Raw genomic sequence first — 15,133 nt, forward strand, 5'->3', positions numbered from 1 at the left:
GGGACATGTTGGCGTCGGTATGCACTCCATAGTGCCTCTTCCCATTGACTTATCGCTAGTTCAAACCCACTCGGACTGCGCAGACCGGTCCGCGTCACGTGTGCGCCCGCCGCTCGTCGTCCAGCACCATGAGGGATGATCATCCCCACGCGACGGAGGCTCGTACGGAGCCTGCTGGTCGTGCTGGTGATCGGGGTGGTGCCGGTGGGGATGCTGTGGGCGCTCCAGCGCCAGCTGATCTACTTCCCTGATGCGCGGCCCGTGCCTCCGGCGGCGTACGCCATCGAGGGTGCGCGGGACGTCACGCTCCGCACCGCCGACGGCCTCGAGCTGAACGCCTGGTTCATCCCGGCGGCCGGGACCGAGGACACCGCGATGGCGGTGCTGGTCGCGCCGGGCAACGGCGGCAACCGCGCCGGTCGGGCCAGGTTCGCCGAGGAGCTGAGCAGCCGTGGGATGGCCGTGCTGCTGATGGATTACCGCGGCTACGGCGGCAACCCGGGCACCCCGAGCGAGGAGGGCCTCGCGGCAGACGCGGACGCGGCCGTCGATGCGTTGGCGGAGCAGGGCTATCCCCCGCACCAGACGATCTACTTCGGGGAGTCCCTCGGGTCGGGCGTCGTGGCGGCGCTCCAGGCCCGGCACCCGCCGGCCGGGGTCGTGCTCCGCTCCCCCTTCACCGAGCTCGCCGACGTCGGCGCCCACCACTACCCCTGGCTGCCGGTCCGGGCGCTGCTGCGCGACCAGTTCCCCGTGCTGGATCACCTCGCCGGCAGCGACGTGCCCGTGACGGTCATCTACGGCGACCGGGACTCCGTGGTCCCGACCGAGCTCAGCGCTCGGGTCGCGGACGAGGCTCCGGCACTGGTCGAGCGGGTGGTGCTGCACGCCGACCACAACGAACCGGTCATGTTCGGACCGCAGGTTGCTGCTGCCGTCGAGCGAATGGCACGCTCGATGGGCTGACGGGGCCGCCCTGCGTCAGTCGAACTTCACGAAGGCGCGCAGCGATCCGTCCTCGAAGTCGCGGGTCTCGGCGAAGCCGAGCGACTCGTAGAACGCACGCTGGCCGGGCTCGTCGTCAGTGAGCAGCACCTTCTGCCGTACGTCCGCGTAGGGGGCGAGCGCCTCCGTCACGAGCTGCCTCCCCACCCCGCTCCGCTGCTCGTCCGGGTGCACCAGGATGTCCTGGAGATAGGCGATCGTGACGCCGTCACCGACGATGCGCGTCAGGCCGACGAGGCGCCCGTCGCGGCGAGCTGTCACCACTCGCGCGGATCCCTGGAGCGCTCGCTCCAGCGCGTCGAGATCCTTTGTGTACGCCGACCAGCCGACGGCGTCGTACAGCCCTGCTAGCTCGTCGCGCTCGGGGAACATGCCGGCAGCAATTTCGATCGTCATGGGGTCATCATCGGTGCTGAGGCCATGGCGGCGCACCATGCCATCCGTGTGGTCGGAACCTGTACGTGCCACCAGGCCACTCGCATCCGAGGCCGCCACCGCATGGCGGGCGCACTCGACGCGTCAACCCTCTGTGCTCATCAACTCTGCGGCAAGCGCGCGGCCATCACAGGCGAAGCCTCTGATCGCTCTCGTGCTGCAGCCCGGTTACGACTGACTACTTCCCGCTGCGCGTAGGCGTTGCAGCCGAGCAACAGAGAGGTCGTCCTTGAACGGCGCCATCGCGTCCTCAGCCTCGGAGATGAGTTCGGCAGCCGCGGGGTCGGAGTCGATGACAGCCAAGGTTGCCGCCGAAAACAACTTCAGTGGCAAGTTCGCGGGAATGACGAAGTCCCGGCGATCCGTCGGATCTCGGTTCAGAAGAAGGTAGCTACGAACTTCCTTTCGCGAGGAGAACGCTCGAAGCCTTGCCTCCACTCGACCGAGGTCGGCAGCGACACCGGACGCAACTTGCTCAGCATCGTCCGCCGAGGTAGCCGCATCCAAACGAAACGATTGGCACTCTGGCGGATGGTGAATAGTCCCTGGCGTGCCGCTCATGAGAGCGGCGCCAACGTCGCCGTCACGGAAGTCCGTTCCCCACAGAACGGGCACCGCTTCCGGACTCACAACGCCCCATTGCACGTCGAATCTACCCCGGCGCGAAAGCAGGGCGATCACATGCTGGAGTTCAGGCGTCCGCCGACACCACGAGCGATTCGAGGTTCGCTCGAACCCAGCGGGTAGCAGGACGGATTCGATGCCGTCGGCTTCAATCTTCCGCAACGCCGCCGCACGACTCAGATCAACCTCACTCATGGAACGGCATATTGCTTACATTCCGTCGGAGTCAACAGGGCGTGAAGTCGGTACCGGATGACATGCCGGTGTCCAATATTGCCTTAACCAAGTCATCAGCAAGATAAAGGTCCCCACGCGGCATCTCAGCCAACTTGAATGCTTGCTTGTCATTAAGTGCATCCGCGATGAAGGCGGGTCGGCGCAACGACATGATGCGCCCGGAACTGAACTCAGCCATGTCTGAGCGATCCCTATCCAGGGCTCCTGCAATAGTCGGCGCCGAGAACAGAGAGAGTCGCGCGTCGTCGCAGTCCAACGGCAGGACCTCGCCATGCGGCAGAAGGAGCGCCCCTACGGTGTCGACTGCCTCATCGCGAAGGACGAGAACTTCAGATCCAAGCCACGGCATTTGAGCGCGCCTCTGTGGCTGACCACGATCATCCGATCGGAGAAGAGACATGCGAATCGGCTTCCACGCCGACCCGAGTGACCTGTCTGCCAACGTCCTGATGGCTTCGAAGTCACTGGCGTGCATTGGCAATGCCCATTCGAACCCCTCTGGGACAGAAGTCCGGAAGATGCGAGGGCTGCCTGTCACGGGAACCCTCCTGACGACAATTTGGAACTCACATATCCGAGCGCGTCGAGCGCATCCGTTCGAGTCGTAGCTTGGCTGAGCAAGGAATTGACCCCCGAATAATAGGCATTGGTGTGAGTCTTGGAATGCACCGCCGCCCCAGTTGGGTTAGGCGAGGCACTGGAGCCTGGTAGGAAGACTCCGTTGTTGGCATCATTGATGTCGATACCGAACCGCTGCAGCACAGATCGCGCTTCTGACGCCTTCGCAGAACTCCCAGCCACGATGTGGTGTGCGGCTGAGCCAGAGGGCCGGGGCACTCCCGCAGCTTCCATGTTGGCTCCGAGCACTCGTGCCGAGGGTTTGGAAAGAACCGGAGCCACACCCCTCACCGCGTCGTCCAGGGTACTTCCAACGATTCGCGATCCTACGACGGCGCTACTACCGATTACCGTGCCCGAAGACAAAGCCCCGCTGCTCATGGCTGCCCCGTCGGCCAAGGCGGCACCTCCGGCAACGCAGCCGGCGGACGCCACCACGCACCCAACCACGGCTGCAGCGCTTAGCGTTACAACTGCGCTGAAGATCGAGGTTTGCTTGACGGTTTCGATATCAAGCTCGCCATTTTCCTTCAGTGGCAGCGGCCCACTTGTGCAGGGTCCCAAGCAGAAGGACGCGTTGTCGAAGAAGTCATCGTTGCTTTCTTCCGCTTCCGGCTCAGGCTCGGGCTCGGGCTCGTCCTCGGGCACGGAGACGCCTGTGGAGTTCGACCCGCCTCCACCATCAAGAGGGGCGATCTGGTGGCCGTCGAGCTCGACCCCGGTGACGGGGTTGCCGCCCGCGAAGGCGTAGCGGTTGGTGTTCCACGGGTCCATGCCGAGCGCGACGTCGGAGAGGGCGCCGTTGTACATGTCCCGGCTGGTGTAGCGGTTGAGCCCCGGGTCGTAGTCGCGGAACCCCATGTCGTAGGACCCGGACGCGCCGTCGTACCTCTTGCCGTTGAACCGGTAGGGGTTCACGACGTTGGCGTGTGGAGCGTCCTCGGGCTCGTCACCGGCCTGCGCGTCCTCGGGCGTCTCGGTGTCCGGGGCGTCGATGCCCAGGCTGCCGGACTGGTCGGCTGACCCGTAGGCGGTGTAGCGGTAGGACGAGACGACCTCGCCCGTGTTGTCAGTCAGGGTCTCGATGTCGCCGTGCGGGTTGGTCCCGAAGAACAGCTCCCGGCTCTCCCCGGCGTCGAGCTGCTTGTCGGGGTCGGTCGACTCGGTGGCGTCCGGACCGGGGACGTTGACACCGATGTCGCGCATGGCGAGCTGTTCGCCACCGGGCCCGTAGGTGTAGGCCTTGGCCAGCTGCCACGCACCGCCCGTGTCGCGTTGTTCCTCGAAGGCGACCTGGTCACCCTTCCCCAGGTAGACGTACCGGGTCGAGACGGCCGGGTTGTTCCGGACCGTGGCGGTGCGGTGGGTGGTGCGATCGAAGGCGTCGTACGTCCGGGTGATGGTGGTGTCGTTGGTGTCTCCGTCGGAGAGGAACGACTGCTCACGTACGACCCGGTCGAATCCGTCGTAGCCGTAGCGCTTGACCACGGTGCCGTTGGCTCGGGTGCCGGTGCCGCCCTGATAGCTGAGGGTGGTGGCACGACCGAAGGCGTCGTACTGGTGGGTGAGGGTGCTCCTCGCAGTCTCGAGCTGTTCGGACCCGGTGGGACAGGTCAGGTCAGCAACGTCCGTCTTCTTCGTCTGCGTCTTCAACAGCCGGTTGCGGTCGTAGGTCATCCGGGTGAGGTCGCGCCCGACCTTCTGCTCGGTGATGTTGCCTGCCGCGTCGTAGCAGTAGGACTCGCCCTTGCCCGGCTTTCCCGATGCCGCGTCGGGGACGGTCTTGTTGACCGACGCCAGCTGGCGCGACGGGGTGTAGGCGAAGGTGGCGACCTGGTTGAGGTAGCCGTCCGTGTCGGGGTTCTCGACCTTCGAGACGTCCTTGCTGCGGTCGCCGTCGAGGGTGAACTCGAGGTCGTGCGACGCGACGAGCTTGGCGTTCTTGTCGCGCTCGGTGATCGAGCGCGGCAGACCGTCGGAGTAGTAGGCGTAGCTCGTGACGTTGCCGTTGGGCTTAGTCATCGCCACCCGCATGCCCCGCGGGTCGTAGCCAAAGGTCGTGGTCTTCAACGACGCGTCAGGAGTAGCCCCGGCGGCGACCGAGGCCACCATGTCGCGGATGTCCCAGGTGTAGCGGGTGAAGCGCGAGGACTCGTTGTTGCCGTTCTCCGACCCGTCGCCGGCCCCGCGGAACGCGTAGGACGACAGCATGTTGGAGGACAGGTCGTAGGCCCAGGTGGTGGTCCGGGTCCCGGTGGCGCCGCCGGTCTCCGTGGCCTTGAGGGCCCGACCGAGTCCGTCGTACTTCGTGGTGAAGCTCTTGGCGCCGTCGGTGACCGTCTCGACCTGCCCGTTGGCGTCGTAGGCGTAGCTGAACACCCGGCGCTCGGCCGACGAGTCGGTCTTGCGGAGCTTGATCGCGTCGGCGACCGCAACCCCCGTTGCCGACGGGGCCAGGGACACCTTGATGTCCTCGCCGCCGGCGAAGGTGAAGCTGCCCAGCAGCGGTGCGACGGTGCCGCTCTGGCAGGCAGTCTGGTCCACCACCTTCGTGGTGGTCGTGGTGGCGTCACCCTTCTTGACCTTGATGGTGAAGGTTGCATTGGTGGCGGCGCCGGTGACCTTGGGGCACGTGACGCGCAGGTCGTAGGTGCCGGCGACGTCGGGGCTGATCCGCCATACCGCGGCGTCGGCCCCGCCCGCCGCGTGCGTTTGGACGTTGTCGCCCTGTTGCCCGACTGCGGTCGACTCGACCCACGTGGTCTTTGCGGCGACGAACGCACCGGTGTTGTCGGCGACCTGGGCAGGGTGGGCTCCCGCATCAGTGCGCTCACGCAGGGACCCGTCGGGCCAGAACGCCCACGTCATCTCGCGTGTCGCGCTGTCACGGTGCGGGTCCGCCGCGGCGGCGACGCTCAGCGTGCGACGCGTCTGCTGCCCGAGCTTGTTGTAGTCGAAGCCGGCCTGGATCCCCCACGGGTCGGTGGTGGTCTTGATGTCACCCGAGGGCCAGTAGGCCATGGCAGTCCAGTTGACTCCGGGAGCGTTCGGGTCCTCCAAGAAGGTCGGGTCGGACTGCTTGGACACCTGACCGGCCGCGTCGTAGCGGATGTAGGTGCGTGCCGGCTTCCCGTAGGCGACGCTGCTGTCGCTGGCGCCGACGTTCTCCACCGCCCGGTTGAGGGCGTCGTAGATCGTCCGTTCGACGCGCCCCGACGGGCGGGTCACGCGTTCGCGGTTGCCGGCAGCGTCATACCCGAACGAGGTGACCAGCACCTGGTCGGCGCGCGGAACCTCAGCCCGCACGACCTGCCCAGCCGCGTCGTAGACGAGTGTCTTGACGTTGCCGATGGCGTCGGTCTGCGTGGTGACGTTGCCGTCCCGGTCGTAGCCCGACTTGGTGGTGTAGCCGGCCGCGTCCGTGGAGGAGAGAAGCTGTCCGTCGAGGTCGTAGGTCATGGTGGCGCTGTAGTCGTCCTCGGACGAGGCGACCTTGTTGGGGTCGACCACCTTGGTGACGTTGCCGGCCAGGTCGTAGGTGTAGCTGGTGACCGCAAGCTTGGCGGTCCCCGCGCCGTCGATGCCGTCCTTGAACGGCTGCTCGGTGCGCAGCACCTGTCCGATCCGGTCATGGACATAGCGAGTGACGAAGTCGTCCGGATCGGCGGTTGCGGTCCCCTTGGGCGCCGTCTCACTGATCAGGCGACCAAACGCGTCGTAGGCGTAGGCCAGGGTGCGGCTGCTGGTGGCCGCGGAGTTGGCGGGCAGTGCTGTCGTGAGCACCTCGTCCATCCGGCTGTGCGTGTTGATCGTGGTCGCACCGGTCGGCGCGATGGAGCGCTCCACGTTGTCGTTGTCGTCGTAGGACGTGGCTTGGGTGCGGGTCTGTCCCACCGCTTGGTCCGGGGAGGTCACCTTGGTCGAGCGCCCGAAGTCGTCGTACTCCACCGTCGTCCTCCGCAGCAACGGGTCCGTTGCCTGCATCAGGTTTCCGCGGGAGTCGTAGACGAAGGTGCTGGCGTTTCCGAGCGCGTCCACGACGCGCTTCGGCTGGCCGGAGGGGTGGTAGTCGAGGAGGGTGGTCTTGTTCTGTCGGGCATCAAGATCGGCCGCGAGGGTCCCGTCGGCGTTCAGGGTGTACGCCGACGCGCGCCCGAGCGGGTCGGTGACGCTGATCAGGTTGCCGCGTGCGTCGTGACCGAACGTGCTGGCGCGCCCCATCGGGCTGGTGACCTTGGTCAGCACCGTCGGCGTGCCCGCGCCCGACAGCTGGGCATAGGTCAGCACCGTGCCGTCGGTGCCGTTCTTGACGGCCTCGGGGCTGCGGACCACCTTGGGGTAGCCGGTGATGGGGTCGTACTCCCATGTCGACACCGCGCCGTTGGGGGCGGTGAGACGGTGCACGTTGTTGTCGGCGTCCCAGGCCAGCCGGGTCACGGTGGACGTGTCTGCACCACCGACGCCCGCGTTGGCGTTGGCGTGGCGGATCATCGTGGTCCGACCGAAGCCGTCCATCCGGTAGGACGTCACCACGGCACCGGTGGAGCCGGCGGTGCCGTTGAGGTCGGTGACCTCGGCCGCCACGTCGTTGCCGTCGTTGCCGTCAGGGTCGCTGTAGGCGAACGTCGTGTGCTGGCCGTTGCGGTCGGTGAGCTGCTTGACCCAGCCCTGGTGGTGGGCGCTCTGGGACGGGTCGTCGTTGGCGGCCCAGTAGGCGATCGTGGAGATGTTGGCACGCGGGTCGGTGACCGTCACCAGCCGCGCGTGCTTGTTGACCGGCTCGGTGGCATACCCGAAGCCGAACGAGCGGACCTTGCCCGCGAAGAGGCCCGTGGTGGAGTTGAAGCCACCGCCGTCCTGGATGCCCTTCAGCTCCAGGGTGTCGGTGTAGCTGAACACGATTCCACGACCCGAGATGTCCCGGATCCACTGGAGACGCCCGGTCTTGCTGCCCCGCTTCGCGTCCCATCCCAGGGTCAGCGTCACCTGGCCCTTGGCGTCGATCAAGGAGATGAGACGGCCGTCGGCGTCGTGCGTGAAGCGCATCGTGTTGCCGTTGATGTCGACGACCGAGGTCGGGAGTCCGGTGGACTGGGCGTAGAAGAACCGGGTGCCGTCCGGGCGGGTGAAGACCCACTGCGTGGCGTCGGGGGCCGTCTTGTCACGGTGCAGGGTGAGGTGGACACCGGCAGGACGCGTGTAGACGGTGCGGGTTGCGGTGCTCGCCAGCTCGTCGATGCGGTAGTAGTGCGTGGTCCCGTCGCCGTCGATGAACGACATCTCCTTGGCGGTCGAGTTCCCGTTGGGCACCGACAGCCGCGAACCGAGTCGGGTCAGCGTCGAGGCCTGGATCGAATAACCGAACCCGGCCCCGGCGTCGGAGACATCGTTGGAGTTGTAGGTCATCCGGACGAACGTCGACGGGCCCACCGAGGGGTTGGCCAGCAAGTCCTTGGCGAACACTGCGTTGCCGGACGCCAGGTTGACCAGCACCTGACTGCCCTGTCCTGTCGCCTCTCCGGTGAAGCTGCCGAACTTCTCGAGGCCGAGACCGTCCGAGGACGGGTCTTCGACCACGCGGTCCACGCACAGGAAGCCGGTCGTCGTGATGCCACACCCCCGGGGCGGGCGGACGCTCTGCGCCGCGGGCACGGCCGGACTCGTTGCCGACCACCACGCACCGGCGTTGCGCAGATCCAGCAGAAGGTCGTGCGTCAGCCGCTTGTTGCCGGCATCGGAGTTGATCGGCGCCTTGATCGGCAGCTGCACCGTCACCGACTCACCCGCGGCCAGTGCGCGACCGAGCGCGACGACGCCCTCCGCGGCAGTGGTCGACGGAGCCGCGAAGGCACCGGGCGCACCCCAGCGGTAGCCCAGCTCCATCGTCGCGGGCCACGCGGTCGTGCTCGTGTTCAACACCCGAACGGGAACAGTGGTCGTCGTGTTGGGCACCAGCCGCTCGGGCATCTCAGGCGCGGAGAACATCGCCGACGCGTCGCGGGAGGCGTACTCGATCGTCAACCGCGGCCGCTGAGCCGCACTGCTGCCAGCGTCGGCAGCGACGAGCTTCAGCGCCGGCGGCGGCGCCGACGGGTCGGGCGTCGGGGTCTGGCATTCGACGATGCACGGCTCAGTTGGCGCCTGCTGAGTCGACTGCTGGTCGCTCTTGGCCGTCGAGCCCGACGTGGACATCGTGCCGTCGGAGTAGACGACTCCTGACTCATCCGCGAGACGGGCTCGAACCCCATGGTTGCTCGCGGTGTCGGTCACCCACGACTGCACCAGCGAGTTCAGTGCGGTGCCCGTCCACGAGAGCGTCGGGGACAAGCTGCTCGCCGAGGCGCTGCCCGCGCTGGTCGCCACGTCGCCGCCGGCCGTCGACCACGGGATCGTCGACGACGCCATGTTCCAGGTGGCTGACGCTTCAGCGAAGTCCTTCGTGAGCCCGTGCAGCTGGACCGAGCCCGGCTTGCCCACCACCGAGCCAGGCACCACTGTCGCGTCGATCCGGGACGACAACACGCGCGAACCGGCCGGCACTGCGGACGTGTCGAACTCGACCAAGGCACGCGTCTGCTTCGGCCCGACTCGCAGCGGACCGGCCCCTTCGGGGGTCTCGCTGAACGCTGACGAGATCGTCGCGTCAGGAAGATCACCGCTGAGCGTCTGCCGCGTACGCCCATCGAGGGGAGTCGTCACCAGGACACCGCCCGAGGCGGCCGTCCCGTTGCGACCCTGCGCCACGTCGGCCGCCGTACGGGCCACGACCCAGTACCGATACGTCGCGACGTCCTCGGTGGAGGACGACACCGCGGAGGTGTCCGCCCACGCCAGCACGTCCTTCGCGACCGATCCCACCAGCTGTGCCTTCGAGGAGGCCGACGTGTCCAGCTGCGTGGTCACGGGAGAGGAGCACGCGTTGCCGGTGCCCGGGAAAGGAAGGGTGGTGCAACCGCGGAAGACCTGGTACTCGACCACGTCGTCGGAAGGACTCGTCGACGGGTCCGTGTAGGCACTCCAGCGCAGCACGGCACCGTTCGACCGCACGGTCTCCGGCTCAGCCAGCGTCATGCCGGGGGCCGTCGTCACCGGTGGCGGCGGCGATGCCTTCGCCGTCGAGTCATCATCCACTGCGGCAGGCGCCGGCTCGACCAAGGTCGTCTCCGCGCTCGCAGCAGCTGCCAGCGCCCCGCCTTGCGCGGTCACGGGCGCCGCGCTCGCGACCACCCCCGACGGGACCAGCAAGCCGCTGACAGCCAACGTCAGCGCGCACGAAACACCAAGAAGACGCGACAGCATCTGATTCCCCCGAGCCCGAGATGCCCGCCGCGGTGGCGCGCCGCCGGAGTTTTGCAGATCCCTGCATCCGAGCGCCAATTTGTAGCGTTGCGAGAAGATGCAACTGCACTAACCTGCAATCTCGATCGTCATGGGGTCATCATCGATCCTGAGCGAGGGCGCCGCACCCCCCTTATCCCCAGTAGGACGACCACGCGCTCCAGTCCCCGTCAGCCAGGTACTGGTGGTAGGTCACGCGGTAGTAGCCAGGACGTGCGCACTTCTCGTACCGGCGGACCTGGTAGCGGAAATCGGGGGCCGGCTCCTCGTAGATCTTCCGGCTTCCGGCGGTGTCGAAGATCCCGTGGAAACGGCTCTTGGTGCCGCCAGAGCCAGGTCCTGTGCCGGTGCCGTCGGCCACGATGTACACCTGACGCCATTCATGACGCGTGACGCAGCCGGGCGTGTCCGCGCTGGCTGGCACGCCGCCTACAACCAGCAGGGTCGAGCCTGCGACTGCGCCGGTGAGAATCCGCCGCATCGTGCGAGCACCGTTGTTCATGGACATACCCCCGTGAGCGGTGGCACCCCTTGGTCGGACACCGATCCACGACGGTATCCCGCGTGAGACATCGCGTGAAGGTGCTGACGTCGTTCCTGGCTCTTCCGCTGAGATCTCCGCTACCAATGCCACGCTCGCTGCTGCGCGTTCCTCATCCGGGACGCACTCGGCATAGTTCAGCGGCGGCGTCCTCGAGCCCTGACCCGGCTGGAGCCCAGAGAAGCACCGCGCCTTCGCGGAGCATCCAGGCGCCTACGTCAGCCGGCTACGTCGACCACGACATCACGATACTCAGCCGCAACACGCGGATCCGTGCCGCTCGAGCGGTCAGTCGGGTGGCTCGACGGTCTCGAGGCGTGCGCCGGCCTGGTCGCTCGCTCCGCCGAGGCTCCGGATGCGCGCCGGGTCGAGGATGGCCGCCTCGAGGCGGTCGAGCTCCGCCCGAGCCCGGGCGGGGCCCAAGGGCTGGTTCACCAGGTGCACCCAGGACGGGTCAGACATGGCGAGGTATGGGTCAGCAGACTTCATGGCAGCTCTCCGGGGGGTAGACGTCAAACGTCGGCTGGCCGCGGCTCTCGTGCGACCTCGATCGGTACCCACTCAACGCCCGAGGGACGCAGAGGCTACGGGCCGCTCGCTACTCCTCCAGCGTCACCGCAGCCGTGCTGGTCGCCGTGACCACCGGCCGGGTCGGAGTCCCGGGGAGGTGCAGGGGCAGCTTGACCGGGGCGCTCAGGATCACCGTCACCGAGCGGTCCACGACGTTGACCCGGGCCTGCACCTCGAGTCCGGGATAGGTGCGGTCGGCGCCGACCGACGCGAGATAGGCGATCACGACCTTCCTGACCGCGCCCGACTCCTGCAGCAGCCGGTCCTGGGTCAGCCCTTCGCCGTACACCCCCGAAGCGCCGAGGTCGGCGCCGCGCAACGCGGCACCATCGGCGAGGGTGTCGAGGCTCTGGCGCTGGAGGTAGGCCGAGGAGGCGTTGATGACGAGCGCGATGCCCATCAGCAGCACGGTGGCCAGTCCGAGGATCAGCGGGATGGTGGATCCCCGCTCGTCGCGGCGCTTCACTGCCTGCCACCGCCTTGACTGTCTGGTACGGCGACGAACTGGCCGATCGGCACCGTGTGCCGGGCGGTGAGCTTGAACGAGCGCCGGTTGTCGGCCAGCACCTCGGGCAGGAACGGGAGGACCACCCCCGAGTAGACGTGGACCGTGATCAGCGACGTGCCGGCGTGGCAGTTGTCCGGGTAGGGCTCACACGTGACCAACACCTGGCCGACCTGCCCGTCGCCACCCTGGTCGGCCAGCGTCTGGTCGACCACCGCCTGGGCGCGCGCCGCCCCCGTCGCATCATCGGGAGCGAGGGCGTAGGCCCGGGCCGCCGCGCGGGCCGCACCGTTGACGGCGAAGGCACCCTGCTGGACCTCGAAGACCGAGATGACGATCCAGGTGATCGGGATGAAGAGGATGAGCGCGACCCAGCAGAACTCGACGAGAGCGCTCCCCTGCTCGTCCCTGCCTCGAAGTCGTCGCCGTCGCTCGCTCACTGGGACTGCTCGATGATCGCGTTGCCGCTCGCCTCCAGGGCGATCGCGGGCCCGCCCAGCCCCAGCGCAGGAACCTCCGCAGTGATGACCACCCGATAGGCCGGGGCTCCACCGATGACGGTGTCCTCGATGGTGATGTCCTGGGCGAACTTCGCATTGACGGTGCCGACGATCTGCTGCCTGGCCTTGGCGACGCCGTCGTCGGGGGTGGCGCCGGTGACCGCAGCGCGTCGAGCACCCTCGGCGGCAGCAGACGCCAGCGTGTTCTGGACGTGGAGCACCAGCGAGAGTTGGAACAGCGCGGCGAACATCGGCAGCAGCACCACGAGGATCATCACGAAGTCCACGACGGCACTGCCGCGTTCGGATCGTCCGCGTGAGCCGGACCTCCGCAGCACGGAGCTAGTTCACGGAGTCGAAGGCGCGCGTCAACAGGGCTTTGAGCGGCTCCTCGGCGAAGGTGAAGATGACCAGCGCCAAACCGACGGTCATCACCGTCACCATCACCCACCCGGGCACGTCGCCACGCTCGTCGCGTCGGCGCGGGCCCGAGAGGGCGAGGTAGAACAGCAGGAACTTGTCAGGTGCCGGGCGCTTCATGGGACTCCCCGTTCGGTTGGTCGATCGGTCACAGATGTGGGTGGTGGGCGGTGGGTGCTGCCTCATGGCACCACCAGGCTCAAGCCGATGGCGCCGGGGAAGAAGGCGAAAAGAACTGTCACAGGTAGCACCAGGAAGACGACCGGCGCCATCATGAAGACCTCTTTGCGAGCAGCGGTCTCGATCAGGTTGCGTCGACCTGCTTCACGGACGTCGGCGGCCTGCGCGTGCAGCACGTCAGCCAGCGGGGTCCCCCGCTCGATCGCGACCGAGATCCCCGTCGCGAACCTGGCCACCAGGGGCAGCCCCGTCGTCGCCGCGAGCCCGTAGAAGCCGGCGGCGACCGGCGTGCCGGTGCGGATCTGGGCCAGCACGCGGGCGAGGTCGGCGGAGAGCTCGCCGCCACTGCGGCGTACGACGCGGTCGAGCGCAGCGACCGGGCTCTCACCAGCAGCAACAGCCAGCGCGAGCAGCTCGGCAACGGTCGGGAACTCCACGACGATCTGACGCTCACGGTTGGTGGCCTGGCTGCTGAGGCGGTTGTCGCGCCCCATCACCCCGAGCGCGAACCCGACACAGCACAGGAGCAGGGCCCCCACCGGGCTGATGTCGTCGGTGAGGGCGCGCAGCAGGCAGAGGGCCGCCACTGCCGCGAACCCCGCGATCCCCCACACCACCTGCTCGATCCGGAACTCGTGCACGGTCTTGTCGATCGCGGCCCGCTCGAGCCGGCGTCGCACGGACGTGGCCCCACCGAGAACCTTCTCGACCAGATCGGCCGCCGAGCGGAGGAAGGGGCCGAAGATCCCGGCCGCTGCCGCTGTCGGCGACGAGGACGCGACCTTGAGCGACGGGGTCCGGCCGACCTGGGGCAGGTCGCGGATGTAGGGCAGCACGCGCAGCGCGAGCTGAGGGCGACGGATCACTGCCACCCGGGCGGCGACCAGGAGCACTCCGGCGGCGCACGAGGCCCCCAGGAGAGCGCCCCACCACGTCGGACTCATGCGAGGATCCGGCGCTCGACGGGCAACCGGCCGATGCGCATCATCAGCCGGTATGCCGACAGGCACAGGACGGCCCCGATGACGAGCACCACCACCCCGGCGCTCGAGGAGTAGGCGGTGATCGAACCGGACTGGAACGACATCAGCAGCAGCACAGCCCACGGGGCAGCCACGGCCAGCCGGGCGCCGTTGATGGTCCACGCCTGCCGCGACTCCATCTCCGAGCGGGTGCGGGCTTCGTCGCGGAGATAGCCGGAGAGGTTGCGCAGCAGACGGCCGAGCTCTCCACCACCGACCTCGCGGGCGATGCGCAGGCCCTCGACGACGCGGTCGCCCACCGGGTCGGACAGGCGTTCCTTGAGCCGGTCGAGAGACTCGTGGAACCTCCCGGTGACCTGGTAGTCGAGAGCGAACTGGTTGAAGGAGTCGCGCAACGCCTCGGGTCCGTTGGTGCCGAGCGCGGCGAGCGCATCGGGCAGCGACAGTCCGGCGCGTACGGCGCTGGCGAGGTTGTCCACCGCGTCGGGCCAGACCTCGGCGAACTCGCGTTGTCGCCTCGCAGCGCGCTGCTTGACCACTGCGATCGGCGCGTAGCCGGCCATCAGCGCGAACGCGAGCGACACCGGGACGGTCCGCGAGACCGCCTGGATCACCACGAAGGCGACCAGGGAGAACACGGCGCACAGCACCACCACGCTGGTCACGGAGACGTCGCCGAGGCCTGCGCGCGCCAACAGTTGCCGCCCACGGGCGCCGCCGGGTCGGGCAGGCCTGGCTGTCCGGGGCACGAAGAACGCCGACCAGATGAGCAGCAGGCCCACCCCCAGGCCCAGTCCGACGAGGGCGCCCATCAGTGGCCCGCGCTCAGGATCTGGTGCACGTCGATGCCGAGGCGCTCGAAGCGTTCGAGCCGTGACGGCGTCCCGGCTCCACGTCGCAGCTCTGCGCCGACGCGCTCGAAGATCGGCTCGATCTCGATGATGTCGTTCTCCACCCGACCGGGGACGGAGACGATCTCGTTGACGCGCCGGACGCCCTGCGTATCGATGCCGAGGTGCACCACCAGGTCGACGGAGCTGGCAACGGTGGGCACCACGAAGCGCGCCGAAATGTTCTCCCCGGCCAGCAGCGGCAAGGTGCACATCTTCATCAGCGCCTCCCGGGCACTGTTGGCGTGCAGAGTGCTTTTCTGCACTAACCACATGCCATCCCTGTG

15 protein-coding genes are annotated in these 15,133 nt (G+C 67.8%); 2 read left to right on the top strand and 13 right to left on the bottom strand.

Annotated elements, in window-relative coordinates:
• Positions 1–135: 135 nt before the first annotated feature.
• A complete protein-coding gene (locus tag VNJ48_RS17425; RefSeq protein WP_325604403.1) occupies positions 136–966 on the top strand; it encodes an alpha/beta hydrolase in 831 nt (276 codons plus the stop codon).
• Positions 967–981: 15 nt separating this feature from the next.
• On the opposite strand, the gene VNJ48_RS17430 is transcribed toward VNJ48_RS17425, so the two are convergent.
• The 4 genes from VNJ48_RS17430 to VNJ48_RS17445 all read right to left on the bottom strand — a co-directional run bounded on the left by VNJ48_RS17430 (position 982) and on the right by VNJ48_RS17445 (position 9,990).
• Positions 982–1,401 carry a GNAT family N-acetyltransferase gene (locus tag VNJ48_RS17430; protein ID WP_325604405.1) on the bottom strand — a complete coding sequence of 140 codons (420 nt, stop codon included), beginning with the start codon at positions 1,399–1,401 and terminating at the stop codon, positions 982–984.
• 207 nt (positions 1,402–1,608) lie between these two features.
• The gene (locus tag VNJ48_RS17435; RefSeq protein ID WP_325604407.1) at positions 1,609–2,259 is read right to left on the bottom strand and encodes a hypothetical protein; all 651 of its coding nucleotides are present in this window, start codon (positions 2,257–2,259) and stop codon (positions 1,609–1,611) included.
• A gap of 31 nt (positions 2,260–2,290) precedes the next feature.
• On the bottom strand, positions 2,291–2,479 hold the full coding sequence (locus tag VNJ48_RS17440) for a hypothetical protein (protein ID WP_325604409.1): 189 nt from the start codon (positions 2,477–2,479) through the stop codon (positions 2,291–2,293).
• Positions 2,480–2,835: 356 nt separating this feature from the next.
• A complete protein-coding gene (locus VNJ48_RS17445; RefSeq protein ID WP_325604411.1) occupies positions 2,836–9,990 on the bottom strand; it encodes an AHH domain-containing protein in 7,155 nt (2,384 codons plus the stop codon).
• Here VNJ48_RS17445 and VNJ48_RS17450 point away from each other — a divergent pair.
• The gene (locus tag VNJ48_RS17450; RefSeq protein ID WP_325604413.1) at positions 9,989–10,222 is read left to right on the top strand and encodes a hypothetical protein; all 234 of its coding nucleotides are present in this window, start codon (positions 9,989–9,991) and stop codon (positions 10,220–10,222) included. The genes VNJ48_RS17445 and VNJ48_RS17450 overlap by 2 nt on opposite strands.
• A gap of 168 nt (positions 10,223–10,390) precedes the next feature.
• Here VNJ48_RS17450 and VNJ48_RS17455 read toward each other — a convergent pair whose 3' ends face one another.
• The 9 genes from VNJ48_RS17455 to VNJ48_RS17495 all read right to left on the bottom strand — a co-directional run bounded on the left by VNJ48_RS17455 (position 10,391) and on the right by VNJ48_RS17495 (position 15,112).
• Entirely contained in the window at positions 10,391–10,759 is a 369-nt protein-coding gene (locus VNJ48_RS17455; protein WP_325604415.1) for a hypothetical protein, read from the bottom strand.
• Positions 10,760–11,086: 327 nt separating this feature from the next.
• Positions 11,087–11,287, bottom strand: a complete 201-nt coding sequence (locus VNJ48_RS17460; RefSeq protein WP_325604417.1) for a hypothetical protein — start codon at positions 11,285–11,287, stop codon at positions 11,087–11,089.
• A 109-nt stretch (positions 11,288–11,396) separates the two neighbouring features.
• Complete coding sequence (locus VNJ48_RS17465) at positions 11,397–11,834, bottom strand: Tad domain-containing protein (protein ID WP_325604418.1); 438 nt, start codon at positions 11,832–11,834, stop codon at positions 11,397–11,399.
• A complete protein-coding gene (locus VNJ48_RS17470; RefSeq protein ID WP_325604420.1) occupies positions 11,831–12,313 on the bottom strand; it encodes a hypothetical protein in 483 nt (160 codons plus the stop codon). Before VNJ48_RS17470 ends, VNJ48_RS17465 begins: the two co-directional genes overlap by 4 nt.
• On the bottom strand, positions 12,310–12,660 hold the full coding sequence (locus tag VNJ48_RS17475; RefSeq protein WP_325604424.1) for a TadE/TadG family type IV pilus assembly protein: 351 nt from the start codon (positions 12,658–12,660) through the stop codon (positions 12,310–12,312). Before VNJ48_RS17475 ends, VNJ48_RS17470 begins: the two co-directional genes overlap by 4 nt.
• 55 nt (positions 12,661–12,715) lie before the next feature.
• Positions 12,716–12,913, bottom strand: coding sequence for a hypothetical protein (locus VNJ48_RS17480; protein WP_325604426.1), 198 nt, complete (start codon positions 12,911–12,913; stop codon positions 12,716–12,718).
• Positions 12,914–12,975: 62 nt separating this feature from the next.
• Entirely contained in the window at positions 12,976–13,917 is a 942-nt protein-coding gene (locus VNJ48_RS17485; protein ID WP_325604428.1) for a type II secretion system F family protein, read from the bottom strand.
• Positions 13,914–14,768, bottom strand: a complete 855-nt coding sequence (locus VNJ48_RS17490) for a type II secretion system F family protein (RefSeq protein WP_325604430.1) — start codon at positions 14,766–14,768, stop codon at positions 13,914–13,916. Before VNJ48_RS17490 ends, VNJ48_RS17485 begins: the two co-directional genes overlap by 4 nt.
• Positions 14,768–15,112 carry a hypothetical protein gene (locus VNJ48_RS17495; RefSeq protein WP_325604432.1) on the bottom strand — a complete coding sequence of 115 codons (345 nt, stop codon included), beginning with the start codon at positions 15,110–15,112 and terminating at the stop codon, positions 14,768–14,770. Before VNJ48_RS17495 ends, VNJ48_RS17490 begins: the two co-directional genes overlap by 1 nt.
• Positions 15,113–15,133 lie beyond the last annotated feature (21 nt).

This window comes from Nocardioides sp. (assembly GCF_035576065.1).
Lineage (GTDB): Bacteria > Actinomycetota > Actinomycetes > Propionibacteriales > Nocardioidaceae > Nocardioides.

Excerpts from the sequence above, each read along its gene's own strand:
- VNJ48_RS17485 (WP_325604428.1), bottom strand. The coding sequence starts at position 13,917 with ATGAGTCCGACGTGGTGGGGCGCTCTCCTGGGGGCCTCGTGCGCCGCC.
- VNJ48_RS17455 (WP_325604415.1), bottom strand. The coding sequence starts at position 10,759 with ATGAACAACGGTGCTCGCACGATGCGGCGGATTCTCACCGGCGCAGTC.
- VNJ48_RS17450 (WP_325604413.1), top strand. The coding sequence starts at position 9,989 with ATGCCGGGGGCCGTCGTCACCGGTGGCGGCGGCGATGCCTTCGCCGTC.
- VNJ48_RS17480 (WP_325604426.1), bottom strand. The coding sequence starts at position 12,913 with ATGAAGCGCCCGGCACCTGACAAGTTCCTGCTGTTCTACCTCGCCCTC.
- VNJ48_RS17445 (WP_325604411.1), bottom strand. The coding sequence starts at position 9,990 with ATGACGCTGGCTGAGCCGGAGACCGTGCGGTCGAACGGTGCCGTGCTG.
- VNJ48_RS17460 (WP_325604417.1), bottom strand. The coding sequence starts at position 11,287 with ATGAAGTCTGCTGACCCATACCTCGCCATGTCTGACCCGTCCTGGGTG.
- VNJ48_RS17435 (WP_325604407.1), bottom strand. The coding sequence starts at position 2,259 with ATGAGTGAGGTTGATCTGAGTCGTGCGGCGGCGTTGCGGAAGATTGAA.
- VNJ48_RS17490 (WP_325604430.1), bottom strand. The coding sequence starts at position 14,768 with ATGGGCGCCCTCGTCGGACTGGGCCTGGGGGTGGGCCTGCTGCTCATC.
- VNJ48_RS17440 (WP_325604409.1), bottom strand. The coding sequence starts at position 2,479 with ATGGCTGAGTTCAGTTCCGGGCGCATCATGTCGTTGCGCCGACCCGCC.
- VNJ48_RS17425 (WP_325604403.1), top strand. The coding sequence starts at position 136 with ATGATCATCCCCACGCGACGGAGGCTCGTACGGAGCCTGCTGGTCGTG.
- VNJ48_RS17430 (WP_325604405.1), bottom strand. The coding sequence starts at position 1,401 with ATGACGATCGAAATTGCTGCCGGCATGTTCCCCGAGCGCGACGAGCTA.